Annotated in this window: 23 protein-coding genes; 7 read left to right on the forward strand and 16 right to left on the reverse strand. The window is 61.2% G+C overall.

Annotation, left to right across the window (positions count from 1 at the left end; genetic code table 11):
• Positions 1 to 95: 95 nt before the first annotated feature.
• Together ACR0J5_RS09040 and ACR0J5_RS09045 are read left to right on the forward strand one after the other, a co-directional pair.
• Positions 96 to 671, forward strand: a complete 576-nt coding sequence (locus ACR0J5_RS09040) for a GcrA family cell cycle regulator (RefSeq protein ID WP_480652483.1) — start codon at positions 96 to 98, stop codon at positions 669 to 671.
• Between the two features lie 5 nt (positions 672 to 676).
• Positions 677 to 1,321 (forward strand): NUDIX hydrolase, encoded by a 645-nt coding sequence (locus ACR0J5_RS09045; RefSeq protein WP_480652485.1) that lies wholly within the window; start codon positions 677 to 679, stop codon positions 1,319 to 1,321.
• Position 1,322: 1 nt separating this feature from the next.
• Here the strand turns inward: ACR0J5_RS09045 and ACR0J5_RS09050 are convergent, their stop codons facing one another.
• Together ACR0J5_RS09050 and ACR0J5_RS09055 are read right to left on the reverse strand one after the other, a co-directional pair.
• Complete coding sequence (locus ACR0J5_RS09050; RefSeq protein ID WP_480652487.1) at positions 1,323 to 2,399, reverse strand: DUF2235 domain-containing protein; 1,077 nt, start codon at positions 2,397 to 2,399, stop codon at positions 1,323 to 1,325.
• The gene (locus ACR0J5_RS09055; protein WP_480652489.1) at positions 2,377 to 4,668 is read right to left on the reverse strand and encodes a xanthine dehydrogenase family protein molybdopterin-binding subunit; all 2,292 of its coding nucleotides are present in this window, start codon (positions 4,666 to 4,668) and stop codon (positions 2,377 to 2,379) included. The genes ACR0J5_RS09050 and ACR0J5_RS09055 overlap by 23 nt, the downstream gene beginning before the upstream one ends.
• A 140-nt stretch (positions 4,669 to 4,808) precedes the next feature.
• Between ACR0J5_RS09055 and ACR0J5_RS09060 the strand changes: the two genes are divergently transcribed.
• The gene (locus tag ACR0J5_RS09060) at positions 4,809 to 7,922 is read left to right on the forward strand and encodes a valine--tRNA ligase (RefSeq protein ID WP_480652491.1); all 3,114 of its coding nucleotides are present in this window, start codon (positions 4,809 to 4,811) and stop codon (positions 7,920 to 7,922) included.
• A 131-nt stretch (positions 7,923 to 8,053) separates the two neighbouring features.
• Positions 8,054 to 9,217, forward strand: a complete 1,164-nt coding sequence (locus tag ACR0J5_RS09065; RefSeq protein WP_480652898.1) for a benzoate/H(+) symporter BenE family transporter — start codon at positions 8,054 to 8,056, stop codon at positions 9,215 to 9,217.
• Positions 9,218 to 9,220: 3 nt separating this feature from the next.
• Here the strand turns inward: ACR0J5_RS09065 and ACR0J5_RS09070 are convergent, their stop codons facing one another.
• Together ACR0J5_RS09070 and ACR0J5_RS09075 are read right to left on the reverse strand one after the other, a co-directional pair.
• Positions 9,221 to 9,589, reverse strand: coding sequence for a VOC family protein (locus ACR0J5_RS09070; protein ID WP_480652493.1), 369 nt, complete (start codon positions 9,587 to 9,589; stop codon positions 9,221 to 9,223).
• Positions 9,586 to 10,368 carry a crotonase/enoyl-CoA hydratase family protein gene (locus tag ACR0J5_RS09075; protein ID WP_480652495.1) on the reverse strand — a complete coding sequence of 261 codons (783 nt, stop codon included), beginning with the start codon at positions 10,366 to 10,368 and terminating at the stop codon, positions 9,586 to 9,588. The genes ACR0J5_RS09070 and ACR0J5_RS09075 overlap by 4 nt, the downstream gene beginning before the upstream one ends.
• A 122-nt stretch (positions 10,369 to 10,490) precedes the next feature.
• Here ACR0J5_RS09075 and ACR0J5_RS09080 point away from each other — a divergent pair, with 122 nt between their 5' ends.
• Entirely contained in the window at positions 10,491 to 11,600 is a 1,110-nt protein-coding gene (locus ACR0J5_RS09080; RefSeq protein WP_480652497.1) for a pyridoxal phosphate-dependent aminotransferase, read from the forward strand.
• Positions 11,601 to 11,676: 76 nt separating this feature from the next.
• Here the strand turns inward: ACR0J5_RS09080 and ACR0J5_RS09085 are convergent, their stop codons facing one another.
• From ACR0J5_RS09085 to ACR0J5_RS09110, 6 genes are all read right to left on the reverse strand, one after another.
• Positions 11,677 to 12,867 carry a pyridoxal-phosphate-dependent aminotransferase family protein gene (locus tag ACR0J5_RS09085; protein WP_480652499.1) on the reverse strand — a complete coding sequence of 397 codons (1,191 nt, stop codon included), beginning with the start codon at positions 12,865 to 12,867 and terminating at the stop codon, positions 11,677 to 11,679.
• A gap of 51 nt (positions 12,868 to 12,918) precedes the next feature.
• Entirely contained in the window at positions 12,919 to 13,551 is a 633-nt protein-coding gene (locus tag ACR0J5_RS09090; protein WP_480652501.1) for a bifunctional 4-hydroxy-2-oxoglutarate aldolase/2-dehydro-3-deoxy-phosphogluconate aldolase, read from the reverse strand.
• Between the two features lie 3 nt (positions 13,552 to 13,554).
• Complete coding sequence (edd, locus tag ACR0J5_RS09095; protein ID WP_480652503.1) at positions 13,555 to 15,360, reverse strand: phosphogluconate dehydratase; 1,806 nt, start codon at positions 15,358 to 15,360, stop codon at positions 13,555 to 13,557.
• Between the two features lie 2 nt (positions 15,361 to 15,362).
• Positions 15,363 to 16,808 (reverse strand): glucose-6-phosphate dehydrogenase, encoded by a 1,446-nt coding sequence (gene zwf, locus ACR0J5_RS09100; protein WP_480652505.1) that lies wholly within the window; start codon positions 16,806 to 16,808, stop codon positions 15,363 to 15,365.
• A 141-nt stretch (positions 16,809 to 16,949) separates the two neighbouring features.
• A complete protein-coding gene (ptsP, locus tag ACR0J5_RS09105; RefSeq protein WP_480652507.1) occupies positions 16,950 to 19,193 on the reverse strand; it encodes a phosphoenolpyruvate--protein phosphotransferase in 2,244 nt (747 codons plus the stop codon).
• 45 nt (positions 19,194 to 19,238) lie between these two features.
• The gene (locus tag ACR0J5_RS09110; protein WP_480652509.1) at positions 19,239 to 20,477 is read right to left on the reverse strand and encodes an aspartate kinase; all 1,239 of its coding nucleotides are present in this window, start codon (positions 20,475 to 20,477) and stop codon (positions 19,239 to 19,241) included.
• 163 nt (positions 20,478 to 20,640) lie between these two features.
• On the opposite strand from ACR0J5_RS09110, the gene ACR0J5_RS09115 reads away from it, so the two are divergent.
• Positions 20,641 to 20,997: a hypothetical protein gene (locus ACR0J5_RS09115; protein ID WP_480652512.1), complete on the forward strand. Its 357-nt coding sequence runs from the start codon at positions 20,641 to 20,643 to the stop codon at positions 20,995 to 20,997.
• On the opposite strand, the gene ACR0J5_RS09120 is transcribed toward ACR0J5_RS09115, so the two are convergent.
• The 5 genes from ACR0J5_RS09120 to ACR0J5_RS09140 all read right to left on the reverse strand — a co-directional run bounded on the left by ACR0J5_RS09120 (position 20,991) and on the right by ACR0J5_RS09140 (position 24,032).
• Positions 20,991 to 21,629: an SDR family NAD(P)-dependent oxidoreductase gene (locus ACR0J5_RS09120; protein ID WP_480652514.1), complete on the reverse strand. Its 639-nt coding sequence runs from the start codon at positions 21,627 to 21,629 to the stop codon at positions 20,991 to 20,993. The two genes, ACR0J5_RS09115 and ACR0J5_RS09120, sit on opposite strands and share 7 nt — an antisense overlap.
• Positions 21,630 to 21,631: 2 nt before the next feature.
• A complete protein-coding gene (locus tag ACR0J5_RS09125; RefSeq protein WP_480652899.1) occupies positions 21,632 to 22,087 on the reverse strand; it encodes a DUF1178 family protein in 456 nt (151 codons plus the stop codon).
• A 70-nt stretch (positions 22,088 to 22,157) separates the two neighbouring features.
• Positions 22,158 to 22,619: an NUDIX hydrolase gene (locus ACR0J5_RS09130; RefSeq protein WP_480652516.1), complete on the reverse strand. Its 462-nt coding sequence runs from the start codon at positions 22,617 to 22,619 to the stop codon at positions 22,158 to 22,160.
• A 121-nt stretch (positions 22,620 to 22,740) separates the two neighbouring features.
• Positions 22,741 to 23,484, reverse strand: coding sequence for an EcsC family protein (locus ACR0J5_RS09135; protein ID WP_480652518.1), 744 nt, complete (start codon positions 23,482 to 23,484; stop codon positions 22,741 to 22,743).
• A gap of 53 nt (positions 23,485 to 23,537) precedes the next feature.
• Positions 23,538 to 24,032 (reverse strand): GNAT family N-acetyltransferase, encoded by a 495-nt coding sequence (locus ACR0J5_RS09140; protein WP_480652520.1) that lies wholly within the window; start codon positions 24,030 to 24,032, stop codon positions 23,538 to 23,540.
• 72 nt (positions 24,033 to 24,104) lie between these two features.
• On the opposite strand from ACR0J5_RS09140, the gene ACR0J5_RS09145 reads away from it, so the two are divergent.
• Positions 24,105 to 24,710 carry a flavin reductase family protein gene (locus tag ACR0J5_RS09145; RefSeq protein WP_480652522.1) on the forward strand — a complete coding sequence of 202 codons (606 nt, stop codon included), beginning with the start codon at positions 24,105 to 24,107 and terminating at the stop codon, positions 24,708 to 24,710.
• A gap of 135 nt (positions 24,711 to 24,845) precedes the next feature.
• On the opposite strand, the gene ACR0J5_RS09150 is transcribed toward ACR0J5_RS09145, so the two are convergent.
• The gene (locus ACR0J5_RS09150) at positions 24,846 to 26,480 is read right to left on the reverse strand and encodes a SulP family inorganic anion transporter (RefSeq protein WP_480652524.1); all 1,635 of its coding nucleotides are present in this window, start codon (positions 26,478 to 26,480) and stop codon (positions 24,846 to 24,848) included.
• Positions 26,481 to 26,547: the final 67 nt, after the last annotated feature.

Here is a 26,547-nt window from a genome sequence, read left to right on the forward strand (position 1 = left end):
TGTAACTCGGGCGGCAGTGATTAGAATAGGGGGCTGAGACGAATTCCCAAGGCGGCCCGAATCCGGGGCCGCTTTCCGCTTTTGAAAGGCAAATGATGTCCTGGACTGACGAGCGTGTAGAGCTGCTGAAAAAAATGTGGGGCGAGGGCCAGTCGGCCAGCCAGATCGCCAAGGAACTGGGCGGTGTGACCCGCAACGCGGTGATCGGCAAGGTGCACCGTCTGGGCCTGTCGAACCGCGCCACGGGCGCATCACCCTCCAAGGCCGAGCCCAAGGAAAAACCGGCGCCCGCGCCCAAGGCCGAGGCCAAGCCCAAACCCGCGCCCAAAACCGAACCCGCGCGCCCGGCCCCTGCGCCGGCGGCCGAAACCAAGCCTGCCGTGCCTGCCCGCCGTCAGATCATCCCGGCTGGTCAGCCCCTGCCGCCACAGCCTTCGGCCAACGAAATCAGCCCCGAGGCGCTGGCCAAGGTCAACGAGATCGAGAAAAAGGCCAAGAAGTTGACACTGATGGAGCTGACCGAGAAAACCTGCAAATGGCCCGTCGGCGACCCCGCGACCGAGGATTTCTGGTTCTGTGGCCTGCCGGTTGAAGCAGGTAAACCCTATTGCGAGGCGCATGTCGGCGTGGCCTTCCAACCGATGAGTTCGCGCCGGGATCGGCGGCGGTAAAGGCTGTGCACCAGGATCCGGCTGCGACAGAGGATACCTGGCTGACCCGTGCGAAACGCCTGTTGGCGCTGGCCGAAACCGGCCAGCACTTTTCCAAAGACCCGTTTGACCGCGAACGTTATGATGAGATCGCCGGGATGGCGCGGGCCATGCTGGCGGATCTCGGCAACGTGCCACTTTCCAAAATCATCGGACTGTTCCCACCGCATACGGGTGGCTATGCCACGCCCAGCATCGACATCCGCGGTGCGGTCATTCGTGAGGGGCGCATCCTGCTTGTACGCGAACACAGCGACGGCAAATGGGCCATGCCTGGCGGGTTTGCAGATATCGGCAGCTCACCGGCGGAGAACATCGAGCGTGAGGTCTTAGAAGAAGCCGGGCTGCACGTCCGGGCGAGGTACCTTTACGCCCTGCGTCACAAGGCACGGCATCCCTACCCGCCTGACGCGCGGGATTTCTATAAGCTGTTTTTCCTGTGTAATGAGGTTGGTGCAGACACTCCGCAGCCGGGGGTTGAAACCAGCGAGGCCGCCTTTTTTGCCGAGGATGCAATGCCCGAGCTATCATTGACCAGAAATATTCACGCCGACATTTCGGCCGCATTTCAGGCCTATACGCAGGGCCAGCCCACAGTTCTGTTCGATTAACCTATTGCGCCGGATGCGAGGGCAAATCCGGCATTGGCACCCAGCCCGGCAGATCATCAGGTGAGACTGAGACATGCAGCCTCTCGGACCGGTCACGCCCTACTTTCCGGTGCTTGCGCAGAAGGAAAATCTTGCCCCAGCCGCGCCATGTTCCGACCGAGGGGCCGGTTGTGGCGGTCGGGAAACGGTCACGCCAACCATCGGGCAGAGGCAGACCGTGCATCTCGGCCTTGTCCAGCATCCAGATCAGGGAAATGTTGCTGAGCGGGCGCGCCTCTTCGAACCCGTTCAACTGGCCGCCGACGTCTCCGTGGGTGCCGCGGAACCAGACTTGTTCCACATGGCCTTTGAAATCCGGGGTACATTTCCACAGCACCGGCTCGAACACTTCGCGGGTCTCATCCAGCGCCATGGCGTGATAGCCGTGCCGCGTGGCCGGGCCCAACTGGTGGTTGTGGAAAGAATGTCGTTCCTCGGCCCAGCGCCACAGCAGCGGCAGGCGCAGGCCCAGCGCCTTGACCGTGTCCCAGACGCCGACCATCTCAATCGCCACGTCCTCATGGCAGAAGGCACGGCGGAAATCTGCGGCAGCGGACCCGTGCGCGTTACATTCATAGTGGCGATAGGCTTGTTTGATGTTGCGCTCAGTCGCGTGCTCGGCCTGCAGCAGCCCGATCGCATCGATCACACCGGCAAGGCTGCGCACGCCATAGGCGCCGCGTGAGTAGCCAATAAAATAGATCCGGTCACCGGGTTTATAGCGCGACGCCAGATAGCCATAGGCGCGCCTGATCTGTCGGTTGATCCCCCGCCCCATCATCACATCCAACGAGGATTTCCAGCTTTCCCACTGCACACCGGATTCGTAAAAGACCGAGACCTTGCTGCCCATTTCACAACACAGGCGCAGGGTCTGACCGGCGTGGGTTTCGCGGCCCGGCTCCAGCGTGGACATGGTGCCGTCCAGAATAATGACATGGCTGATCGGCTCGCGATGGCGCGACTCGGCCGAGTGTTCGGACCGCAGAGGCCGTCCGAGCCATCCCAGTACCTTTTTACTCAGCCGCGACAGAACCATGTGTCAGCAATTCCCATACTTTCTGAGGAGTGAAAGGCATATCTGCCTGCCGCACCCCGTGATCCCAAAGCGCGTCCTGAACCGCGTTTGCCACAGCGGCCAGCGCGCCCACGGTGCCGGCCTCTCCGCATCCTTTCATCCCCATCGGGTTGGAAGTTGACGGAACCGGCGCCGAGGTAAACTTAATCATGGGTATCTCAGCCGCCCGGGGCAAGGCGTAATCCATCAACGAAGCCGTGAGCAGTTGCCCGTGCGCATCATGCACAACATGCTCGGTCAGGGCCTGACCAATGCCCTGCACGACGCCGCCATGCACCTGCCCTTCGGCCAGCATCGGGTTGATAAGATTGCCGAAATCATCAACCACCGTATACCGGTCGACCCAGGTTTCCCCAGTGTAAGAATCAATAACGATTTCGGCAACATGCGCACCATTGGGGTAACTTCGCGCATCCAGGTTTGCGCGGGCGTGATGGCTCAGCAAATCGGTGCGGCCATCGGCGCGGGCCATATCGGCGGCCTCGGTCAATGTTGGCGTCAGGTTCGACCCCGGCGCGCGGAAGGTTTCGTGGTCAAAGCGCACATCGCTCTCCTCAACCCCCATCTTATCGGCCAGATAGGGCGTGAATGCGGCGATCATCACATCGATTGTGGCCAGCGTGGCGGTGCTTTGCACCGTGACCGAGCGGGACCCGCCCGTGCCGCCCCCGTGGGGCAGTTGATCACTGTCGCCCTGCACCACATTGATCCGATCCACCGGAATGCCGGTCTGATCGGACAGGAACTGGGCATAGACCGTCTCGTGCCCCTGCCCGTTTGATTGGGTGCCGACATAGAGGTTCACGGTGCCATCCTCGCAGAACTCGACTTTCGCGTTCTCGGAAGGGTCGCCCAAAATACTTTCGATATAGTAACACAGGCCCTGCCCCCGGATCAGGCCGCGTTCGGCATCGGCGGCTTTGCGGTCCGCAAAACCCTGAGTCTGCTGACCCGCCCGGGTCAGAACCATATCGAAATCGCCCACGTCATAGGTTTCACCGGTGGCTGAGGTATAGGGAAAGCTATCGGGCCGTATGAAGTTCTTGCGTCGCAGCGCCCACGGGTCCACGCCCAGTTCACGCGCAGCCCGATCCATGACGCGTTCCAGCACATAGATCGCCTCGGGCCGTCCGGCCCCGCGATAGGCGTCGACCTGAGTGGTGTTGGTGTAAAACCCCTCAACCCGCATGTAGGTGGTCTGAACGTCGTACACGCCCATCAGGACCTTGCTGGCCAGATTGGTCTGAATCGCCTGACCGAAATGGCTGTTATACGCGCCCAGATTGACCTTGCTGTGCACGCGGTACGCGGTGATCCGGTGATCCGCGTCAAAGGCCAGTTCGGCCAATGAGGTCAGATCGCGGCCGTGATGGTCCGACAGCATCGCTTCGGACCGGTCCGACATCCAATGCACGGGCTGACCCAGTTTCATCGCCGCCACAGAGACGCAGAAATATTCGGGGTACGGCATCACCTTCATCCCGAACCCGCCGCCCACATCCGGTGTGGTCACACGGATCGCCTCGGCGTCCAGCTTCAGCTTTTGCGCCAGTTGTGCCCGCATGGCCCAGACACCCTGACCGCCATAGGCAAAGTTCAGACGTCCGTCCGACCAACTGGCCTGACACCCGCGCGGCTCAAGCGATGTGATGATGATACGGTTGTCCACAACGTTCAAAGACACGGTATGGGCCGCAGCCTTGAACGCCGCCTCCGTCGCGTCCTCATCCCCCAACCCCCAGTCAAAGGCGCGGTTGTCAGGCGCCTCGGGGTGCAGCATTTCGCCTCCGGCATCCACATCCAGCTTGGCGGGCAGCTCATCTGTCTCCATCCAGATCATCTCGGCGGCGTCGCGGGCCTGCGCCTGCGTCTCGGCGATCACCACGGCGACCGGCTCACCGACAAAGCGCACCCGATCCTTGGCCAGCATGTACCGTGCGGGCGCCGCCGCCTTCGATCCGTCGCGGTTCTGCACGGTCGCGGCGTTCATCACGGTATCGATCCCCGCCTCGGCCAATTCTTCCAGCGCCATGACCAGACGCACACCATCGGCCTCGCGGGCCGCATCCAGATCCAACGCGGTGATCCGGCCATGGGCCACAGGGCTGCGAAAGAACGCAGCGAACAGCGCGTTTTCGGGCACGGCATCGTCCATGTACCGCCCCTGCCCGGTCAGGAACCGCACATCTTCGGTCCGTTTCACCGGCTGGCTTTTTCCGAACTTTTCCATTGCCTGCTCCTGTCGCTGCCCTGCACGCGACATTAGGCTGCCCCTGATCGTTGTCCAGAGCGTCCGCAGACCCTTCCACTTCGCGCCGCGTTTCGTTATTGCAGGCGCTGACCAAGCATTGATGACGCAGGACGCACCCCATGGCGATGGAAAAGACATTCAACGCGGCCGAGGCCGAGGCCCGCATCTATGAGGCCTGGGAACAGGCCGGAGCCTTCAAGGCAGGCGCGAACCGCTCGCGCGACGAAAGCTTTACCATCATGATCCCCCCGCCCAACGTGACGGGCGCGCTGCATGTGGGACACGCGTTCAACAACACGCTGCAGGACATCCTGACCCGCTGGCACCGGATGCGCGGGTTCGACACGCTGTGGCAGCCCGGTCAGGACCACGCGGGCATCGCCACGCAGATGCAGGTGGAAAAGATGCTGGCCGCCACTGGCCAACCCGGCCGCCGCGAACTGGGGCGCGAGGCGTTTCTGGACAAGGTCTGGGAATGGAAGGGCGAATATGGTGGCACCATCATCGAACAGCTGAAACGGCTGGGGTCCAGCTGCGACTGGTCGCGCAACGCCTTCACCATGGCGGGCGCGCCGCGTGACCCGCGCACCGGCCACGAAAATTCTGCGAATTTTCACGACGCGGTGATCAAGGTTTTCGTCGATATGTACGAAAAGGGCCTGATCTATCGCGGCAAGCGCCTGGTCAACTGGGACCCGCATTTTGAGACCGCGATCTCGGATCTTGAGGTCGAGAATATCGAAACGCCGGGCCATATGTGGCACTTCAGATACCCGCTGGCGGGTGGTGAGACCTATACCTATGTCGAAAAGGACGAGGACGGGAACATCGTGCTGACGGAAGAGCGCGACTATATTTCCATCGCCACGACCCGCCCCGAAACCATGCTGGGCGACGGCGCTGTTGCGGTTCATCCATCGGATGAACGGTACGCGCCAATCGTCGGGAAACTCTGTGAAATCCCGGTTGGTCCGAAAGAGCATCGCCGTCAAATTCCGATCATCACGGATGAGTATCCCGACCCCGATTTCGGCTCGGGCGCGGTGAAGATCACCGGCGCGCATGACTTCAACGACAACATGGTCGCCAAGCGCGGCGGCATCCCGATGTACCGCCTGATGGACACCAAAGGCGCGATGCGGGCCGATGGCGCGCCTTACGCCGAAGAGGCTGGCAAGGCGCAGGAATACGCGCGCGGCAAAGCGTTTACCGAAAACGAGATCGACGCGATCAATCTGATCCCCGATCACCTGCGCGGGCTGGATCGGTTTGAGGCGCGTGCGAAGGTTGTCGAGGAAATCACTGCCGACGGTCTGGCCGTCATGACCCGCGCGGACGACCCGCGTCTGGGCACCAAGCTGGGCGAGGATGACGACCCGACGGCGCTGGTCCCGCTGGTCGAGAGCAAACCGATCATGCAGCCCTTCGGCGACCGCTCAAAAGTGGTGATCGAGCCGATGTTCACCGACCAGTGGTTCGTCGACGCTGAAAAGGTCGTTGGCCCCGCGCTGGACGCGGTCAAGGACGGCACGGTCAAGATCATCCCCGAGTCAGGCGAGAAGACCTATTACCACTGGCTGGAAAACATCGAGCCCTGGTGCATTTCGCGCCAGCTGTGGTGGGGGCATCAGATTCCGGTTTGGTATGGGCCTCGTATCGAACAGAATATAAATGAAAGCGGAGAAAAAGTTGCGCCGTTAGACTTTGATGATCCTGTGGCGTTTTGTGCGCCTACTTGGGATGAGGCCAAAGCCAAAGCTGCGAGCTACTACGCCAAAGCCAATTCAGAACTGGATGTTTGCCTCGAGTATCGGAACAAACATGGCGAGGATCTCTATAAGGTCGATCTCGAGACCGTTGAAGAATCTAAACAGATTGCGCTTGCGGCCTCGCCTTCCGTCGTCTCAATCTGGCGCGACCCCGACGTCCTCGACACGTGGTTCTCCTCCGGCCTCTGGCCCATCGGTACGCTGGGCTGGCCTGAGCAGACCGAGGAACTGGAACGCTACTTCCCCACCGATGTCCTGATCACCGGCGCGGATATCCTGTTCTTCTGGGTCGCGCGGATGATGATGATGCAACTGGCCGTGGTTAACGAAATCCCGTTCCACACCGTCTACCTGCACTCGCTCGTCCGCGACGAGAAGGGCAAAAAGATGTCCAAGACCACCGGCAACGTCATCGACCCGCTTGAGATCGTGGACGAGTTCGGCGCCGACGCGCTGCGCTTCACCAATGCCTCGATGGCGGCGATTGGCGGCGTGCTGAAACTGTCCCGCGACCGCATCACCGGCTATCGCAACTTCGGCACCAAGCTCTGGAACGCCGTCCGCTTTGCCGAGATGAACGAGGTCTTCACCGATGCCGTCCCGCAACTGGACGTGGCCGACCTGAAACCCAAGGCGGCCGTGAACCGTTGGATCATCGGCGAAACCGCACGCGTGCGGGCCGAGGTTGACGCGGCACTGGAAAGCTATCGCTTCAACGACGCGGCCAACGGGCTGTACGCCTTTGTCTGGGGTAAGGTCTGCGACTGGTATGTGGAACTGTCGAAACCCCTGCTGCAAGGCGACGATGCCGAGGCACAGGCCGAGACTCGCGCCACCATGCGCTGGGTTCTGGATCAGTGCATGGTCCTGCTGCATCCGATCATGCCCTTCATCACCGAGGAACTCTGGGGCCTGACAGGTGACCGCGCCAAGATGGTCGTCCACGCCGACTGGCCCACCTATGGCATCGAACTGGTGGATGCCGATGCGGATCGTGAGATGAACTGGGTGATCTCGGTGATTGAGAACACCCGCTCGGCGCGCGCGCAGATGCGGGTTCCGGCTGGCCTCTATGTACCGATGCTGGTGACCGAGATCGACACCCATGGCCAGGCCGCCTGGGACCGTAACGAGGCGCTGATCAAACGTCTGGCCCGGATCGACAGCCTGACCAAAGCGGATGAACTCCCCAAAGGCACGATCTCAATCGCCGCCCCCGGCGCGTCCTTCGGCCTGCCGCTGGCGGATATCATCGACATCGGCGCGGAAAAGGAACGGCTGGAGAAAGCCAAAGGCAAGCTGGCCAAGGAACTGGGCGGTCTGCGCGGACGCCTGAACAACCCCAAATTCGTGGCCTCGGCCCCGGAAGAGGTGGTTGAAGAAGCCAAAGCCAACCTCGCCGCCCGCGAAGAAGAAGAGGCGAAGCTGAACGAGGCCCTCGCCCGACTGGCCGAAATCGCCTGATCTTCTTCTCGTTCCAAATACGGAAATCCCGAACCCCGCCGCATAGACACCGGCGGGGTTTTCTTTTGCGATCAAAGACCTTGCCCCAAAAAGCAAACCCCTGCTAGCAAGATCAGGCAACAAAAGCTGAGATCAACATGCCCCGCACACTCCCTCCGTTTCAGACCATCTCAACCGGTCTGGTGGTCGCCATTGTCGGGTTCTTCAGCTCATTTCCCATCGTGCTGCAGGGGCTGGCCGCGATGGGCGCAACACAAGCCCAATCCGCATCCGGCCTCATGATGGCTGCCATCGCCATGGGGCTGACCGCCATCGCACTGAGCCTGTGGTATCGCCAGCCAATCAGCGTTGCGTGGTCAACACCCGGAGCCGCATTGCTGGCTGTCTCTGCAATGCCGGCTGCCGGATTTGCCGAAGCGACAGGCGCGTTCCTATGCGCCGGAGCGCTGACCGTTCTGGCCGGGCTCTGGCGCCCGTTGGGGCGGCTGGCGGCGGCGATCCCGACCACACTGGCCCAGGCCATGTTGGGGGGCGTCCTGCTGCCCCTGTGCATCATCCCCTTTCAGGCAGCGGTTGCGCTGCCGTGGCAAGCGTTGCCCGTGATCGTGACCTGGTTCATCGCCGGGCGGATCAACCGCCTGTTTGCCGTGCCTGCTGCTGTGATTGCCGCAGCGATCATTGTTGTACTGAACGCCAAAGGGCAATCCGTGGCCCCGGCTCAGCTGATCTCGGCACCGGTTTTGGGCCTGCCGTCCTTTTCGCTGGCCTCGATCATCGGCATTGGCATCCCGCTTTTCATCGTCACCATGGCCACGCAAAACATCCCCGGAATCGCAGTGATGCGCAGCTTTGGCTATGCGCCAGCACCGGGCAAACTGTTCTCGTCCGTGGGCGCGGCCAGCATGTTGTCCGCGCCCTTTGGCGCTCCGGCCACATGTCTTGCTGCGATCACCGCCGCGATGTGTTCGAACGAAGACAGCCACCCTGACCCCAACCAACGCTATTGGTCCGCCGTGATGGCAGGTGTGTTCTATTGCCTGTTCGGCGTGTTCGCCGTGGCCATCACCGGCTTTGCCATCCATGCCGATCCCCTGCTGATGGGAACCCTGACGGGCATCGCCCTGATCGGTGTCATGGCCAATGCCACCCATGCCGCGCTTGAGGTTCCGGCAGAGCGTGAAGCCGCGATCCTGACCTTTGCCATCACCGCATCTGGCATTTCTGTCTTTGGCCTGGGCGCGGCGGTCTGGGGGCTGCTGGCAGGCGGTATCGTCTATCTTGTGACCAACAGATAGGGCCTATTGCCCCACAAATGCCCGGCTGGACACTGAGATCGCGTTCTTGGACGGGTCTTTGGCATTTGCAAACACGTACCCGTCCGCCTGATGAACGGGACCGAACTCCAATCCCAAAGACCGGGCTTCTTCAACAAAGGCAGGCACGTCGCGAATATCAAAGACGATTTTCACAGCCACCTGCCCCTCACGCGCTGCTTTGCTGGCCGGGTGCAGCAGCAAATGGACACCTCCCGCTGAGGGCACAAGCTCAACCAGTCGATCCCCGTCCTTGCGGTGCGCTGTGTAGCCGAAATGCGTCTCATAAAACTGCACCATGTCATCCATCCGCTTGGTGTAGAGGATCAGACGGGTGACAGCGGGCCCGGTCATTTGAACTCGGGCTTGCGGCCCTGCATCTGCGCCATGACGACCTCCATCTGGTCTGGCTTGCCGATCAGTTCAACCTGTTCCGAGGATTCCGCCAACAGCACCTCGGCGCGGGATTTGGTTTCTGCGGTCTCGATCAAGCGCTTGGCCGCGCGGATCGCGGATGGGCTGTTGCCTGCTATGTTTTCGGCCAGCGCCAGGGCCTCGGTATGCGGATCATCGGACAGCTTGGTGACCAGCCCCCAGTCAGCGGCCTGTTGCGCCCCGATCGGGCGCGCTGTGTAGGTCAGCAGCCGCAACACGTCCGAGCGGACAAGCTGGGGCAGCAACACCATCCCCCCCATATCCGGAATGATGCCCCACTTCATTTCCATCACCGCCAGCTTGGCCTCAGGGTGCGCGATGCGAATATCGGCGCCCAGCGCGATTTGCAGACCGCCACCATAAGCCACGCCCTGAATCGCGCAAATCACCGGAACGGGCACGCGCCTCCAGATCAGGGCCAACTCCTGCATCTCATTGGCATCCCCGTGGCTGCGGGACATCAGCCATTCGGTCGGGTCCATATGCGCCATCTTGGCAAAGCTCGCCATATCAAGCCCGGCACAAAAGCTTTTGCCCTCACCCGACAAAACCACGGCACGCGCGCCCGAGGCCGCAACCTCTTGCCCCGCAGATAACAGCGCCTTGATCATGGAATCGTCCAGCGCGTTCATCTTGTCGCCACGGGTCAGCGTGACATGGGCAATGTGGTGTTTATACTCGACGGACACACGCGTCATGTGGACCTCCCAAACTCTGTTCAGGCAACCATGCCCGGAAGGTACGCCAAGTTCCACAGCAACGTTAGGGCAGGTTTGGTATGGGTGTTGCCTGCCATGCCACCATGCGTTTAAGTCGCCACATGACTGACCCACGTTATACCCCGCTTGCCCTGTCCCTGCCCGCAACCGTGCCCTTTGTCGGACCAGAAACACAAGAGCGCCAGCGCGGCACGCCCTTTCAGGCGCGGCTTGGCGCGAATGAAAGCATCTTTGGCCCGTCGCCCCGCGCGACCGAGGCGATGGCGGCAGCGGAGATCTGGAAATATGGCGATCCCGAGAGCTTTGACTTACGACACGCGCTGGCGACCCACCTCGGGGTAACGCCGGACAATATTGTCGTGGGCGAAGGCATCGACGGGTTGCTGGGGTATCTGGTGCGATTGCTTGTTGCGCCTGGGGATGCGGTTGTCACCTCGGACGGCGCCTATCCCACCTTCAACTACCACGTCGCAGGGTTTGGAGGCGTTTTGCACAAGGTGCCGTATCGCAGGGATCACGAAGATCCGAAAGCCTTGTTTGCCAAGGCCGCCGAGGTAGATGCAAAGCTTGTCTATCTCGCCAACCCCGACAATCCGATGGGCAGTTGGCACACTGGCGCGGAAATCGTTGATGCGATGGAAGCGCTGCCCGAAGGGTGTCTTTTGGTGCTGGACGAAGCCTATGTGGAATGCGCGCCCGACGGCACCGCCGCACCGGTGGCGGCGGATGATCCGCGCCTCATCCGAATGCGCACGTTTTCCAAAGCCTACGGAATGGCCGGAGCACGCGTCGGATACGCAATAGGCGCGCCCGGTTTGATTTCGGCCTTCAACAAGGTGCGCAACCATTTCGGCATGAACCGGGCTTCTCAGGCTGGCGCGCTGGCCGCGCTACAGGATACCGATTGGTTGCACCATGTGCAGGCACAGATCGATGCAGCCCGAGAACGCCTCAGCGAGATTGCGCGGGATCATGGGCTCACGCCCCTGCCCTCGGCCACCAATTTCGTCGCCATTGACTGCGGTCAGGATGGAGCCTTTGCAAAGGCCGTTCTGGAAAATCTGGTTAAAGCGGGCATCTTTGTTCGGATGCCATTTGTTGCCCCGCAGAACCGGTGTATCCGCGTCAGTTGTGGAGAAGCGGCGGATTTGGACGCGTTTGCAGCGGCACTGCCAGAAGCTTTGGCGGCGGCGCGGGAAGGCGAAGGGTAAAGGGGGCTCTGCCCCCGCCGCCCTTTGGGCGACTCCCCCGGGATATTTTTGGACAGATGAAGCAGGCGGGTTTGGGTTATTGCGAGAGAACCGCGGCGGCGGCCTCCAACGCGCCGGTGCCGCGGGGGATGTTCAGGGCTGCCATTGCCGTCTCAATCCCGCCCAGCATCCCCATCACCATCTGAGCATTCACATGCCCCATATGGCCGAGGCGGAAAAACCCGTCCCAATCCGGCATACCCAGACCGATGCCCAGCGTCAGGCCCAGCTGAGTTTCGGTGAACTGGCGCAGCGGGGTGCCGCGCCCGTCCGTCAGGCTGAGCGTGGTGACGGCATGGCTGCGATGAGCCCTATCCGCGACATTGAGGTGTAGCGCCCCACCGTTGGCCCAGACTTCGCAGGCCGTCCAAATGGCGGTGGCGAGGCGTTCATGGCGGGCCCAGACATGTTCCATGCCCTCAGCATGGATCAGGTCCAGCGCCGCGCGCAGGCCATAGAGGTGATGCGTCGGTGCCGTGCCGTTGAAATACTGGTAGAACAGGTCTGGTTCCGCGCGCGGCTGCCAGTCCCAATACTGCGAAACACGGCGCATTTGCGCGCGTTTGGCCTGTGCCTTGTCGTTGAAGAAGACAAACCCGACACCCGCCGGCGTCATCAGCCCCTTTTGGCACGCGGTCACCATGATATCGACGCCCCAGGCGTCCATCTCAAACCGCTCGCACCCCAGAGATGCGATGCAATCCGCCATCAGCAATGCTGGGTGGTTTAGGTCATCCAGCAGCGCCCGAAGTGCGGGCACGTCATTGCGAATCGAACTGGACGTATCCACATGGACGGCCAGAACCGCTTTGATGTCGCGCCGTTCGTCGGCGCGCAGTACCTCGGCGATACGGTCCATATCCCACGGTGCCGCAGACCCGAAATCAAGCAGCTCGACCTTGGCGCCGATCCCCTCGGCCATTTCCGCCCAACCATGGGTAAACCGGCCGGACGCCGGGGCCAGAACGGTTTCGCCGGGGGCGATCACGTTGGACAGGGCGGCCTCCCACGTGCCGTGCCCGTTGGCGATGTAGATGGCCACGTGATGCTCGGTTCCCGCGACGCGGCGCAGGTCGCGGGTCAGGGCGGGCATCATATCGATCAGTTCGCCGTCATAGATGTTCGGCGAGGGGCGGTGCATGGCCTGCAGAACCGCGTCAGGCATGACGGAAGGGCCGGGAATAGCCAAATACCCGCGCCCCTGCGCGAGAGAGATGGGGTTTGTCATGGGATCAACCTGTATGAATTGACGCCCACCCTAACGCAGCAAAAAGCCGCGTCAATCCATCAGCTTGGACGCCTCGCGGGCAAGGCTTTCGATCCCCGCCCAGTCGCCATCCAGAACCATCTGTTTTGGAGCGACCCAACTGCCGCCAGCGCAGGCGACATTGGACAGGGACAGGTAGTCTCGCGCATTTGCGGGGGATACGCCGCCAGTGGGGCAAAAGGTGATCTGCGGCAGCGGTGCGCCTATGGCTTTCAGGGCGGGGGCACCGCCCGAAGCCTCGGCCGGGAAGAATTTCAGCATGTCATAGCCTTGTTCCAGCAGGTGCATCGCTTCGCTGGCGGTGGCGGCGCCGGGTAACAGGGGCAGGTCTTCGGCCTCGCAGGCGGCGATAAGCGCATCGGTTGCGCCGGGTGAGACGCCGAACTGCGCCCCCGCCTTTTTGGCGGCGCGTACATCTTCGGGTGTCACCAGCGTACCAGCCCCGACGACCCCACCGGGGACCTGCGCCATGGCGCGGATCGCGTCCAGTGCAGCGGGCGTGCGCAATGTGACCTCAAGCGCGGGCAAGCCGCCTGCCACCAGCGCCTCGGCCAGAGGGCGGGCCTGGGCCGCGTCATCCACCACCAGAACGGGCACGATAGGGGCCAGGGCGCAGATTTCGCGGGTGCGTTGCGTTTTGGACATGGGTTAAGCTCCGAAAATACTGGCACCAGTGTCGGCAGAACCGACTGTGTTGCGGAAAGCGGCGAAGAGGTCGCGGCCAACACCGTGTTGGTTTGCGGACAGGTCGGCAACAGCCGGGGCCCGGTCCAGCACGCCGGGGGTGAGGATTTCCAACTCGCCTTTCACCGCATCCACGCGCAGCAGGTCACCGTCCTGCAGGTAAGCGATGGGACCGCCATCCAACGCCTCGGGGCAGACATGGATCGCGGCGGGAACCTTGCCCGACGCACCAGACATGCGGCCATCAGTGACCAGCGCCACCTTTTGCCCCCGGCCCTGCAGGATCGACAACATGGGCGTCAGCGAGTGCAGCTCGGGCATGCCGTTGGCCTTGGGCCCCTGAAAGCGGACGACAACAATGGTGTCACCCTTGAACTCTCCGGCTTTGAAAGCGGCTTTTACGTCGTCCTGATCGTGGAAAACACGCACGGGGGCTTCGACCACTTGGTGTTCGGGGGCGACGGCGGAAACCTTCATGACGCCGGTGCCCAGATTGCCAGTCAGGCGCGACAGACCGCCAGTGGGCTGGAACGGGTCCTTGGCGGGGCGGACGATCTTTTCGTTCAGGCTGTGGCCTGCGCCGTCTTCCCAGACCAATTCGCCATTCTTCAGCTTAGGCTCTTTGGTGTAATGCTGCAGGCCCTGCCCCGCGACGGTCAGGGTATCGGGGTGCAGCAGCCCATCCTCAAGTAGCGTACCGATGGCAAAGCCCAAACCGCCTGCCGCATGGAAATGGTTCACGTCTGCCAGACCGTTCGGATAGACCCGCGCGACCAAGGGAACCACGGCGGAAATATCCGAGAAATCCTGCCAGTCCAGAACGATACCACCCGCACGCGCCATGGCAATCAGGTGGATCAACAGGTTGGTCGACCCCCCTGTGGCCATCAAACCGACGATCCCGTTCACAAAGGCGCGTTCGTCCAGCACCTGATAGACCGGCGTATAGTGATTGCCCAGCGCGCTGAGGGACAGAGCGCGGCGCGCGCCTTCCTCGGTCAGCGCATCGCGCAGGGGCGTGTTGGGATTGATGAAACTGGAACCCGGCAGGTGCAGGCCCATGAATTCCATCAACATCTGGTTGGTGTTGGCCGTGCCGTAGAATGTACAGGTGCCGGGGCCGTGATAGGCGGCCATCTCAGCTTTCATCAACGCGTCGCGGCCGACTTCTCCGGCAGCGAATTGTTGGCGGACCTTGGCTTTTTCGTCGTTTGGCAGGCCGCTGGTCATGGGACCGGCGGGCAGAAAGACGGCAGGCAAATGGCCAAACGCCTGGGCCCCGATGATCAGGCCGGGCACGATCTTGTCGCAAACGCCAAGAAACACTGCCGCGTCATAGGTGTTGTGGCTAAGTGCAACTCCGGTCGCCAAAGCGATCACATCGCGCGAGAACAGCGACAGCTCCATCCCCGCCTCACCTTGCGTGACACCATCGCACATGGCCGGCACACCACCTGCGACCTGCGCCGTGCCGCCTGCTGCACGAACGGCATCGCGGATCAGGCCGGGATAGCGTTCGAACGGCTGATGGGCGGACAGCATGTCGTTATAGGCCGTGACGATGCCCAGATTTCCGGCAGTTCCGCTGGCCATCGATTGCTGATCTTCGCCCGCCCCCGCATAGGCGTGGGCCTGCCCGCTGCAAGACAGATGCGTGCGCGCCGGGCCTTTGGACCGGGCGTGCTCCATCCGTTCAATATGCGGGCCGCGCAGGTCGGCGCTGCGGTCAATGATGCGTTGTGTGACGTCTTTGATAACGGTTTGAACCATGATTACCCTCCGATCTGACGCCAGCGACGCCCGTCGCGATGCATCAGCATCAATGCCTCTTCAGGGCCGGAACTGCCCTGATCGTATTTCGCAGGTTTGTCACCACGCTCTTCCCACCCTTGAATAATGGGATCGACCCAGGCCCAGGCGGCCTCGGCCTCATCCCCGCGCATGAACAGGGTCTGGTCGCCGCGAATGACATCCATGATCAGGCGCTCATAGGCGTCCGGCGATTTGGCCTCATCCCCCAGCGCGTCTGCAAAACTCATATCCAGGGCTACATCGGACAGGCGGAAACCACCCTGCCCCGGTTCCTTTATGGTGGTTCGCAGCGTGATGCCTTCGTCCGGTTGCAGGCGGATCACCAGCACGTTGCCGTGCAGCGGCCCCACGTTGGGGAAAATAGTATGGGGTGGATCGCGGAAAAACACCGCAATCTCGGATTCCCGCGCCCGAAGGCGTTTGCCCGTGCGCAGATAGAACGGCACCCCCGCCCAGCGCCAATTCCCGATATGGGCCTTAAGCGCGATATAGCTTTCCGTCCGGCTGGCGGGATTGCCAACGTGATCCAGATACCCATCGTCGCCTTTTTCGGCGCGGTACTGACCACGGGCGATATCCTTGGGTCCCACCGGTTCCAACGCTTCGATCACCTTGACCTTTTCATCGCGCACTGCGTTTGGCGCGAATTTCGAGGGCGGCTCCATCGCTGTCAGACACAGAAGCTGCACCAGATGGTTCTGGATCATGTCCCGCATCGCGCCGGATTGATCGTAATAGGCCCCGCGCCCTTCGACCCCCACGGTTTCAGCCACCGTGATCTGCACATGATCGATATGGGTTGCGTTCCAAAGCGGTTCGAACAGGGAATTGGCAAAGCGCAGGGCCATCAGGTTCTGCACGGTTTCTTTGCCCAGATAGTGATCGATCCGGTAAACCTGATGTTCCTCGAAGCAGGCGCGCAGACCTTGGTTGAGCGCCTTGGCCGAGGCCAGATCGTGGCCAAAGGGCTTTTCCACCACGATCCGGCTGTCTGGCGTGGCCATTCCGTGATCGTTCAGCCGCTGTGCGATGCCGGAAAACAAGCTGGGACCCACCGAAAGGTAAAAGGCCCGCACCACATCCGGGCGCAGGGCCTTGGCCAGATCGGCCCAGCCCCCATCGCCCATGGCATCCACCGGAATGTATTCGACCCGGGTCAGGAACTGATCCAACACGTCCTGTTTGAATTCGGGCGCAAAATCTTTCATCGAGGCGCGCAGCTGTGTGCGGAATGCCTCGCTGTCCATATCCGAGCGTGCCGTACCGATGATCCGGGCCTCTTCGGGCATCTGCCCGACCTCAAATCGATGATAGAGCCCCGGCAGGATCTTGCGCTGGGCCAGATCGCCAGTTGCGCCGAACAACACCAGGTCGAACGGGTTAACCGGAATTACGCGTGAAACCATCGACGGGCTCCTTCAAAGCTCGCTGACGTTTCATTCTGGTGTCGCCAGCCATGTTATCGCTAACATTCACGGTGGAAGTATTAAAAACCGGGGGAAAAATCAACACCGGATTTGAAATAAAATTCAAAGCCGCTGCTGTAATCACCCCTGATTGCGCAGCCAATCCATGACGGCCGGGCGCACCGATTGCTCTCCGCGGTGGCGCGCATCGGCGATGATCTTGCGCAGCGACTGCAGATCGGCCCGCAGCAGCACGCTTTTGACCGGACCGATCGAGGCCGGGCGCATCGACAAGGTCCGAATGCCCATGGCCGCCAGACACAGGGCTTCGACCGGACGGCCGGCATCCTCACCGCAGAAAGACAGCGGCGTGTTCGAGATATTGCAGCGTTCCACAATCCGCTCAATGAAGCTGAGGAAACTGACGTTCAGCGTGTCGTACCTGCGGCGCACCAGCTCATTCTCGCGGTCGGCGGCAAAGAAGAACTGTTTCAGGTCATTGCCACCGATTGAGATGAAATCCACCTCATCAAAGAACTTTTGCGGTGAGAACCCCAGAGACGGGGTTTCCAGCATGGCCCCGACCTCAAGCGTCTCGGGCAGTACGTGGCCCAGACGTCTTTCGCGCTCGATGGTTTTGTTGACCTCCCAACGGGCTTCGCGGAATTCTTCGGCCTGGGCCACGAAGGGGAACATAATGGTCAACGGACGCCCGTTGGCCGCGCGCAAAAGCGCCTGCAATTGCATCCGCATCACGCCGCGCTTGTCCAGCCCAACCCGGATGGCACGCCAGCCCAGTGCCGGGTTGGGTTCTGCCACATGTTTCATATAAGGCAGCACCTTGTCCGACCCGATATCCAGGGTACGGAACACCACGCGCTTGTCCCCCGCCGCGTCCAGAACACGCTGATACTGCGTCACAAGCTCGGATCGTTTGGGCATCTGGTTGCGGATCAGGAATTGCAGTTCGGTGCGGAACAGCCCCACGCCTTCGGCGCCCGAGTTGTTCAGCGATGGCAAATCCGCCATCAGCCCGGCATTCATCACCAGATTGATCCGCTCGCCGTCGCGCGTCACACAGGGCGTTTCGCGGATTGAGGCATACCGCTCCTGCGCTTTGGCCTGCATGGCGATCTTGTCGCGAAACGCGCTGACCACGGTATCCTCGGGGCGCAGATGCACAACACCCTGATCCCCGTCCACAAGAATATGATCGCCATTCAGCGCCTCGGCCGTGATCCGGCCCACATGAACGACCAAAGGAATGGCCAACGCCCGGGCCACGATGGTGGCGTGGCTGCCGACCGAGCCCTCTTCGAGCACGATCCCTTTCAGCGACCGGCCGTATTCCAGCAGATCACCGGGGCCGATATTGCGGGCAACCAGGATCGGATCGGGCGGTAAATCGGCACTATTGGTGTTTCCCTGCCCGGTCAGAATACGCAACAGCCGGTTCGACAGATCATCCAGATCGGCCAGACGCTCACGCAGGTAGGGATCGGTCACCTCTTCCATCCGAACCCGCGCCTGGGATTGTTCTTTTTCCACCGCTGCTTCGGCGCTGAGGCCCCGGGCGATGTCCTCTTCCATCCGGCGCATCCAGCCCTTGGAATTGGCAAACATCCGATATGCTTCCAGCACCTGCAACTGCTCGGTGTCGCCGTCCTTGGAGATTTCCAACATCTTGTCAACGCCGACGCGCAATTCCTCTACTGCCTCTGACAGACGCTCACGCTCGCGATGGGGATCATCAGCAATCGGGTTGGTGACGACCACGCGCGGTTCGTGCAGCCAGACATGCCCTTCGGCAGCGCCCTCTTGCGCGGGACCACCTGTCAGCTGAACTGATTGCTGATGGCGGGGCGACAAGGCTGCCCCTTCGCCCACAAACGCGCCCAACTCGGTCATTTCGGCCAGCACCATGGCGACCACTTCCAGCGCGTATACCTCATCCGCCGAAAATTCGCGCGCATCGCGGGACTGAACGACAAGCACGCCCAGCTTTTCACCCAACCGTTGCACCGGCACCCCAAGGAATGAGGAAAACCGCTCTTCCCCGGTTTCCGGCATATAGCGGAAACCCTTGGCCGAGGGCGCATCGGGCGTATTCACAACCTTGCCGAATTTTGCAACGCGGCCCACCAGCCCTTCGCCCATGCGCATCCGGGTCTGGTGGACGGCTTCGGGCGCCAACCCTTCGGTGGCGCAAAGCTCCAGAGTTTCCTCATCACGGAACAGGTAGATCGAGCAGACCTCGGCCTGGATGCTGTCAGCAATCAGGCTGGTGATCCGGTCAAGACGTTCCTGACCGGCGGCTTCGCTCGCCATCTCTTCGCGCAGCCGCCCAAGCAGCTTGCGGGATTCTGTTTCGGTGCCGTCCGCCATGGCCCAACCACGTTAAGGTGTCAGGCTAAACCCTTGGCTGAAAGCTCAGGCCGCCTTGTCCAGTTCAAAGGCATCATGCAGTGCCTGAACCGCAAGTTCCATGTATTTCCTGTCCACAAGAACGGAAATTTTGATCTCAGAGGTTGTGATGACCTTGATGTTGATCCCCTCATCCGAGAGCACCTTGAACATTTTCGCCGCCACGCCGGATTGCGACCGCATCCCGATGCCCACGACCGAGACCTTGCAGACGTCTTCGTCAGCCACCAGCTCAGCATAGTTCAGCTCACCCGCGTCCTTGATCGCCGTCAGCGCCTTTTCGGCCCGCGCCACTTGATCGGTGGGACACGAGAAGGTCATGTCCGTGCGCCCTTCGTCCGAGATGTTCTGCACGATCATGTCCACGTTCACGCCCTCGTCGCTGAGCGCGGTAAAGATGATCGAGGCGATGCCGGGGCGGTCGGCCACGGATACAACGGTCATCTTGGCTTCGTCGCGGGAATAGGCCACACCGGCCACAACATTGGATTCCATGATATCCTCCTCGTCGCAGACCAGCGTACCGGCCTCGTCGGATTGTTCTTCGAAACTTGAGAGAACGCGCAGTTTCACCTTGTAGCGCATTGCCAGCTCGACCGAGCGGGTCTGCAGCACCTTGGCCCCCAGCGAGGCCAGTTCGAGCATTTCCTCGAACGAAATACGATCCAGCTTGCGCGCCTTTTCGCAGATGCGCGGGTCAGTGGTATAGACGCCATCCACGTCCGTATAAATATCGCAGCGTTCCGCATCGAACGCGGCGGCAAAGGCCACAGCCGTGGTGTCAGAACCGCCCCGGCCCAGCGTGGTGATGCGGCCTTCGGGGCTGATGCCCTGGAAACCCGCGACCACGGCGACTTTCATGCCCTCACCAAACTTCTGGTTCAGGTTATCGGTCGGGATTTCTTCGATCCGGGCCTGACTGTGGGCGCTGGTGGTCATCAGCGGCACTTGCCAGCCCTGCCAGCTGCGCGCGGGAATATCCATTTCCTGCAGCGTCAGCGCCATCAGCCCTGCGGTCACATTCTCGCCCGACGAAACCACGGCGTCATATTCGCGCGCATCGAACAGCGGCGAGGTCTCGTTTACCCAGCCGACCAACTCGTTGGTCTTGCCCGACATGGCAGAGACGATGACGATGACGTCGTATCCCTTGGCCACCTCAACGCCGATGCGTTTGGCCGCGCGGCGGATGCGGTCAAGATTGGCAACTGACGTGCCACCGAATTTCATAACGAGTAAGGGCATGGGGGTGGTCTCTCCGCGCCTTGGAATTCAGGTCCCGAGCGTCTTATGCGAGGGGGGACGCAAGGGCAAGAGCCCAAAACCGATCAGACGGCTTCACAGGACCGCTTTACATCCGGCACATTGGCTGTCAGCCTTAGGTGACGAATTTTCCAAGAGGTTTTCCATGTCCCGCCTTGCCATCGCATTTGCCTTACTGTCTTCACCCGCCTTTGCGCAGGTGGCGACTTTGACCGGGACCGACGGAACAAATGCCCTTGGCACGGTCCCTTGCGCCGCGAACTCCGGTGACACCCTGAAAAGTTGCCATGCTGAGCTGCGCCATCACGAAGACGGCACCACGACGCTGGCGGTCGGGCTGGGCGCAGGCGAAGTGCGCAGCATTTATTTCAACGACGGCGTTCCGACCTCAAGCAGTTCGGCGTCCAAGCTGACCTATGAGACGCGCGGTGACCTGATGGTGGTCTTCATAGATCCGGGCGAAGTCTATGAAATTCCCAAAGAGGCCCTGATCCGTCAATAGGCGTGCGGGCGGCCGTCCCAGGTTTCAAAGCAACCTGTATTGTCCAGTGACAAAGCATCGAACCGCTCTATCAGGCCGTCCGCGGCCTGATCTGTTGTGATCTCGGCCCCGGGCCCACCCATTTCCGTTTGCACCCAGCCGGGGTGATAAATCCCCACGGCGATCCCATCCGCGCGCAGATCGGTTGCCAGATTGCGCCCCAGGTTCAACGCCGCAGCCTTTGAGGCGCGGTAGATGTAACTGCCGCCCGGCGCGCGGGTGTGCGATGCCATTTGCGAGGACAGGATAACCAACCTTCCACGCGCGGCCCGAAGGTTGGGCAACAAAGCCTGTACCGTCAAGAACACACCCGTGACATTGGTTGCAAAACTCTGGGCCCACATCTCAGGCGGATAGCCATCCATGCCCTGCCCTTTGTCCAGATAGACACCTGCATTGCAGATCAGCAAATCCACAGGCTGCCCCTGCATATGCTCTGCCAGCGAGGCTTGCTGTTCGGGATCAGTCACATCCAGAACCACCTGCGCACTGCCATCGCGCGCCGTGCCCGTCAGCCTGTCCCCACGCGAAAGGTATCGCCCGGCCAGGGTTTTCCCGATACCCCGTCCTGCGCCCGTGATCACAACATGCATCGTCAGTTTGTCTTTCGGCTGGGGATGAACGGCAGCGGCGCAACCGGCACGCCATCATCAATCAGCGCTTTGGCGTCTTCCGGCTTGGCCTCGCCATAGATGGCCCGTTCTGGTGCATCGCCCAAATGGATCTTGCGCGCCTCACTGGCAAAATCCTTGCCGACATAATCCGAGTTTTCCTCGACCTTGCGGCGCAGTTCCGCCAGCACCTGCTCAACATCCGGCGGTGCGGTAGCTACATCTATCGTGCCCGCCTCGGGCATGGGGGCAGATGGTTTCGCCACCGCGTTGCGGGCCGGACGCACACGGGGCGTCATGATTGCCTTTTCGACACGCGAGCACCCGCAAACCGCGCATGTCACCATGCCAGCGGATGCAAGTTTGTCGTAAGCGGCGGCCGATTGAAACCAACTGTCAAATGTATGGCCGTTACTGCATTTCAAGGCGTATTGAATCATGGTCCGTCCAATGTCGGTTGCCGAATAGATACCGACGGACATGGCAAGATCAAGCCCTTCCGAGGGCATCTCAGTGATTGATCCGCCCAAGCTTTCGTAACAATTGCGCCAATTCATCCGATTTGACCTTTGAGGCGGCCTTTTCCGGCGAAAACCACTTTCTGTCGCGTTGATGCTGTTCGGGGAACTGAGCTGAGACCGTCTGAACCTGCAAAGGAAAGACATCCACGGCGCATATCACAGGGCCTTTCTTGCTGCGGTTCTTCTGATACCAGAACCGACCTGCTGCCTGCCCCAGGCATACCCCACGCACGCCAGCCTCTTCCCACGCCTCCTGACAGGCGGTCTGGGCCGGTGACAGACCGTCGATCAACCATCCCTTGGGAATGATCCAGCGGCGGGATTTTCGCGTTGTGATCAACAGGACCTTGGGGGCGCCCCGCTCAATACGGTAACACAGCGCCGCCGCCTGCCGCCGCATCCGCAGTTGGCCGGTGTTCGGAAAGATAAAGGGTGCAAGATTTGCGTCCAAAACGCTGGTGCCCCATCCCAATGGAAACTTTGCCTGTTGCCCTGTGTTTTGTGCTTATGTGCCGGGCGTCGAAGCTGTGGATACCATATATAGGGTCGTCCTCCAACCCCTTGGCGGGCTGCTAGATCCGAGTTGCCAATTTGCGGACCAGAACGTCATGCGAGATATCGGCATCAATGGCCAGACGCCGCAGGCCAAAATGAACACGCGCGATCTGTTGATAATAGCGGGTGTAAACATAGTTGGTTCCACCCCCAGCTATTGCGCCCAGAACAGGTATGGATTGCGCCGCCAGTTTCTGGCCAAGGACCACAGACAAACGCGGTGCCACCGCCGCGATCAGCTTTTGCATGGCCGGTCCTGTCAATGTCAGCCTGACGGAGTAAAAGCCAAGATCGGCCCCATCATCGTCAGCCAGTGGCCCGGCAGCCGACAAAACGCGCACGCAATCGAATTTCACGCCCTCTTCGGACGGATCGAACCCTTCACGCGCGGCGGCCCCCTGGATGGCGCGCAGCAGCATCGCGGTGGTTGCGGGCAGTTCCATCAGCGCCGTTGTCACGCCGCCCATTCCGCCAGCAGCACCCATGGCGGTGGTCACGGCGGTATTGATCCATGGATGCTGATCGGGCACCGCACGGCGAGACCCTTCGGCCGCGTGCATCGCCAGCCACAAGGCCTGCTCTGTCGCGCCTGTAAGGCCCTGCCTGATGGGTTCCGGCAATTGTCCCAAAAGGTTTTCTGCCGACCCTCCTAGGCTGTTCAACAGTTTGACGCCCGGCCCACCGGCAGTGCGATAGTACCCGGCCAGCCTGTCCAACTCGGCGTCTGCGTCCAGTTTCTCAACAAGAACCACGTCCTGCATATGTGCCCTCCTGCCCATAAGACATCGGGGTTTAGAGGCAACGTTTCAATAGGTCAGCGGCTCCAGCGGGTCACTGGGCCACGAACGCCGCCCCATGTACCGGGTGCCAATTCCACCCCCAGTACCCGGTCCGGATTGGTCGGGGGGGGCATCTCGACCCCACTGAGGTGTGAGAAGCCGAACCGGGTGTAATAAGGCGCGTCCCCCACCAACATGACACGTTCCCAACCCAATGCGCGACCGGCTTGTAGGCCCTCATGGATCAGGAACCCGCCCAACCCTTCGCCCTGATGGGTGGGGTGCACGGCCACTGGCCCCAGCAAAAGTGCATCGTAATCGCCCACATGCACCGGCCAGAACCGAATGGCCCCAGCCAAAATACCCTGCCCATCCCGCGCAACCAACGACAATCCGGAAACCGGGGGTACATCGTTGCGCAAACGGTAAGATGACAGCGCCTCGCGTCCGGGCGCAAAACACAGGTCATAGAGGGCCTCGACCTCCCACCAATCGTCCGGCTCTTCCGGCCTGATTCCGAACTGCTGCACCTCGGCCCTCTTTTCCTTGCTGGCATTCGCCCTAGCACTTCGGTACGCCTTGGGCAAACGCTTGGAGTTCAGATGTTCTACCGCCCCGAAGACGGCCACGGTCTGCCGCACAATCCGTTCAACGCCATCATCACACCGCGCCCGATCGGCTGGATCTCCAGCCGCAGCGCAGATGGGGTCAATAATCTCGCGCCATATTCGTTTTTCAACGGAGTGGCTTACACGCCGCCACAGGTCATGTTTGCCTCAACCGGCGCAAAGCCGGATCAGGACGGCACCAAAGACAGCCTTGCGAATATTGAGGCCACCGGAGTGTTCTGCGTCAACGTTGTCGCCAATGCCCATCGGGACGCAATGAACGCCAGTTCGGCGGGCCTGTCGAAACATCACGACGAGTTCGAACATGCCGGTCTGACGCCGCTCGAATGCGAAACCATCCCATGCGCTCGGGTCAAAGGCGCTCCGGCTGCGCTGGAATGCAAACTGACAAAGATTGTGGACCTGCCGGGTGAGGCGAACAGGGTCGTCTTTGGTGAGGTTGTCGGCATCCACTTGCGCGACGATTGTCTGAAAGACGGCATGTTCGACGTGACCAGCTTTCAACCCCTGGCCCGCCTTGGCTACCGGGACTACTCGGTTGTCACCGAGCTATTCTCGCTGAGCCGCCCTGACGATTAAACACAGCAAAGGGGGCTCTGCCCCCGCCGCCCTTTGGGCGCCTCCCCCGGGATATTTATAGACAGATGAAGTTCCGGATCCCCTGCTTCATCTGTCCAAAAATATCCCGGAGCGCGAGGCAGAGCCTCGCTTGAATCAATGGCCGCCCAGAATGCCGGTTCGGACAGAGTAATCCACGGCGATTTCGTAATCCGGGTCATCATCGCTGTCGACCATCAGGTGTCCGGCCTTGTTCAGCAAGCGATGGCAATCACGGCTGAGATGGCGCAGCATCACACGTTTGCCTGCAGCTTCATACTTAGCGGCGATGTTCTCAATGGCCTGCAGCGCAGACTGATCGACAACGCGGCTTTCGTTGAAGTCGACGATGACAGTTTCCGGATCGTTCGCGACGTCGAACAACTCCACGAACCCTTCGGTTGAGCCAAAGAACAGCGGGCCTTGGATTTCATAGACCTTTGCGCCTTTTTCCGTCTCGGACTCACGGGTGACTGCGTGAATACGCTTGGCGTTGTTCCACGCATAGGCCAGAGCTGAGACGATGACGCCGACAACCACGGCAACCGCGAGGTCCTCCATCACGGTAACAACGGTCACCAGCACGATGACGAACGCGTCGGTCAGCGGCACTTTGCGCATGATCTTGAACGAGTTCCAGGCAAAGGTGCCGATCACCACCATGAACATCACGCCAACCAGCGCGGCCAGGGGGATTTGTTCGATCAGCGGTGAGGCGAACAGGATGAACACCAGCAGGAATACCGCCGCCGCGATCCCCGCGATCCGGGTGCGTCCACCGGACTTCACGTTGATCATCGACTGACCGATCATGGCACAGCCACCCATACCGCCAAAAAAGCCGGTGGCCACGTTCGCCACACCCTGAGCGATACATTCCTGCGAGGCGCCGCCACGTTTACCGGTGATCTCACCCACAAGGTTCAGGGTCAGCAAAGATTCGATCAGGCCAATTGCGGCCAGAATGACTGCGTAAGGCAGGATGATCTCAAAGGTTTCCCAATTCAGCGGGACCATCGGGATGTGGAACGGCGGCAAGCCGCCTTCGATCGAGGCCAGATCACCCACGCGTGGCACGTCCAGACCAAACCCGATGACAAGCGCCGCCACGACCACGATCCCAGCCAGCGGGGCGGGAATGATCCGGGTGACGCGCGGCATGAACCAGATCACCGCCATGGTCAGCGCCACCAGCCCCAGCATTGTATAAAGCTGCAGGCCTGACAGCCACTCGCCGCCACCAACGCCGTGGCCGGTGTTTTCCATCGTGCCGGGCACTTTGAATTGACCCAGCTGGGCCAGGAAAATCACAATCGCAAGACCGTTTACAAAGCCCAGCATCACCGGGTGCGGCACCAAGCGGATAAAGCGCCCCCAATGCATCGCCCCGGCGATAACCTGAAGGATGCCCATCAAGACCACGGTGGCGAACAGGTATTCGACGCCATGCTCTGCCACCAGCGCCACCATAACCACGGCCAGCGCACCCGTGGCACCTGAAATCATCCCCGGACGTCCGCCAATCACCGCCGTGATCAGACCCACCATGAAGGCCGCATAAAGACCGACCAGCGGGTGCACACCGGCGACAAAGGCAAAGGCCACTGCTTCGGGGACCAGCGCCAGTGCCACAGTCAGGCCCGACAGCAGCTCGATCCGCAGGCGCGAGACCGTCAGCCCCTCATCCGGAACCCAACGCAGATCGGGTTTGGCAATTCGTGAGGCAAAGCTTGCCAGCATAGCTCGGGGCATAGAACGGTCCTGTCGGTCTGATGGGTTCGCGCGAAAGGGGTCTTCTACCCGGCATTGCCCCCCTGAG

It is taken from the genome of Ruegeria sp. BE1, assembly GCF_056538885.1.

What these genes read in the sequence shown, in the direction of transcription:
- ACR0J5_RS09040 (WP_480652483.1), top strand. Translation starts at nt 96, where the DNA reads ATGTCCTGGACTGACGAGCGTGTAGAGCTGCTGAAAAAAATGTGGGGC.
- ACR0J5_RS09050 (WP_480652487.1), bottom strand. Translation starts at nt 2,399, where the DNA reads ATGGTTCTGTCGCGGCTGAGTAAAAAGGTACTGGGATGGCTCGGACGG.
- ACR0J5_RS09055 (WP_480652489.1), bottom strand. Translation starts at nt 4,668, where the DNA reads ATGGAAAAGTTCGGAAAAAGCCAGCCGGTGAAACGGACCGAAGATGTG.
- ACR0J5_RS09060 (WP_480652491.1), top strand. Translation starts at nt 4,809, where the DNA reads ATGGCGATGGAAAAGACATTCAACGCGGCCGAGGCCGAGGCCCGCATC.
- ACR0J5_RS09070 (WP_480652493.1), bottom strand. Translation starts at nt 9,589, where the DNA reads ATGACCGGGCCCGCTGTCACCCGTCTGATCCTCTACACCAAGCGGATG.
- ACR0J5_RS09075 (WP_480652495.1), bottom strand. Translation starts at nt 10,368, where the DNA reads ATGACGCGTGTGTCCGTCGAGTATAAACACCACATTGCCCATGTCACG.
- ACR0J5_RS09080 (WP_480652497.1), top strand. Translation starts at nt 10,491, where the DNA reads ATGACTGACCCACGTTATACCCCGCTTGCCCTGTCCCTGCCCGCAACC.
- ACR0J5_RS09085 (WP_480652499.1), bottom strand. Translation starts at nt 12,867, where the DNA reads ATGACAAACCCCATCTCTCTCGCGCAGGGGCGCGGGTATTTGGCTATT.
- ACR0J5_RS09090 (WP_480652501.1), bottom strand. Translation starts at nt 13,551, where the DNA reads ATGTCCAAAACGCAACGCACCCGCGAAATCTGCGCCCTGGCCCCTATC.
- edd (WP_480652503.1), bottom strand. Translation starts at nt 15,360, where the DNA reads ATGGTTCAAACCGTTATCAAAGACGTCACACAACGCATCATTGACCGC.
- zwf (WP_480652505.1), bottom strand. Translation starts at nt 16,808, where the DNA reads ATGGTTTCACGCGTAATTCCGGTTAACCCGTTCGACCTGGTGTTGTTC.
- ptsP (WP_480652507.1), bottom strand. Translation starts at nt 19,193, where the DNA reads ATGGCGGACGGCACCGAAACAGAATCCCGCAAGCTGCTTGGGCGGCTG.
- ACR0J5_RS09110 (WP_480652509.1), bottom strand. Translation starts at nt 20,477, where the DNA reads ATGCCCTTACTCGTTATGAAATTCGGTGGCACGTCAGTTGCCAATCTT.
- ACR0J5_RS09115 (WP_480652512.1), top strand. Translation starts at nt 20,641, where the DNA reads ATGTCCCGCCTTGCCATCGCATTTGCCTTACTGTCTTCACCCGCCTTT.
- ACR0J5_RS09120 (WP_480652514.1), bottom strand. Translation starts at nt 21,629, where the DNA reads ATGCATGTTGTGATCACGGGCGCAGGACGGGGTATCGGGAAAACCCTG.
- ACR0J5_RS09125 (WP_480652899.1), bottom strand. Translation starts at nt 22,087, where the DNA reads ATGATTCAATACGCCTTGAAATGCAGTAACGGCCATACATTTGACAGT.
- ACR0J5_RS09135 (WP_480652518.1), bottom strand. Translation starts at nt 23,484, where the DNA reads ATGCAGGACGTGGTTCTTGTTGAGAAACTGGACGCAGACGCCGAGTTG.
- ACR0J5_RS09145 (WP_480652522.1), top strand. Translation starts at nt 24,105, where the DNA reads ATGTTCTACCGCCCCGAAGACGGCCACGGTCTGCCGCACAATCCGTTC.
- ACR0J5_RS09150 (WP_480652524.1), bottom strand. Translation starts at nt 26,480, where the DNA reads ATGCCCCGAGCTATGCTGGCAAGCTTTGCCTCACGAATTGCCAAACCC.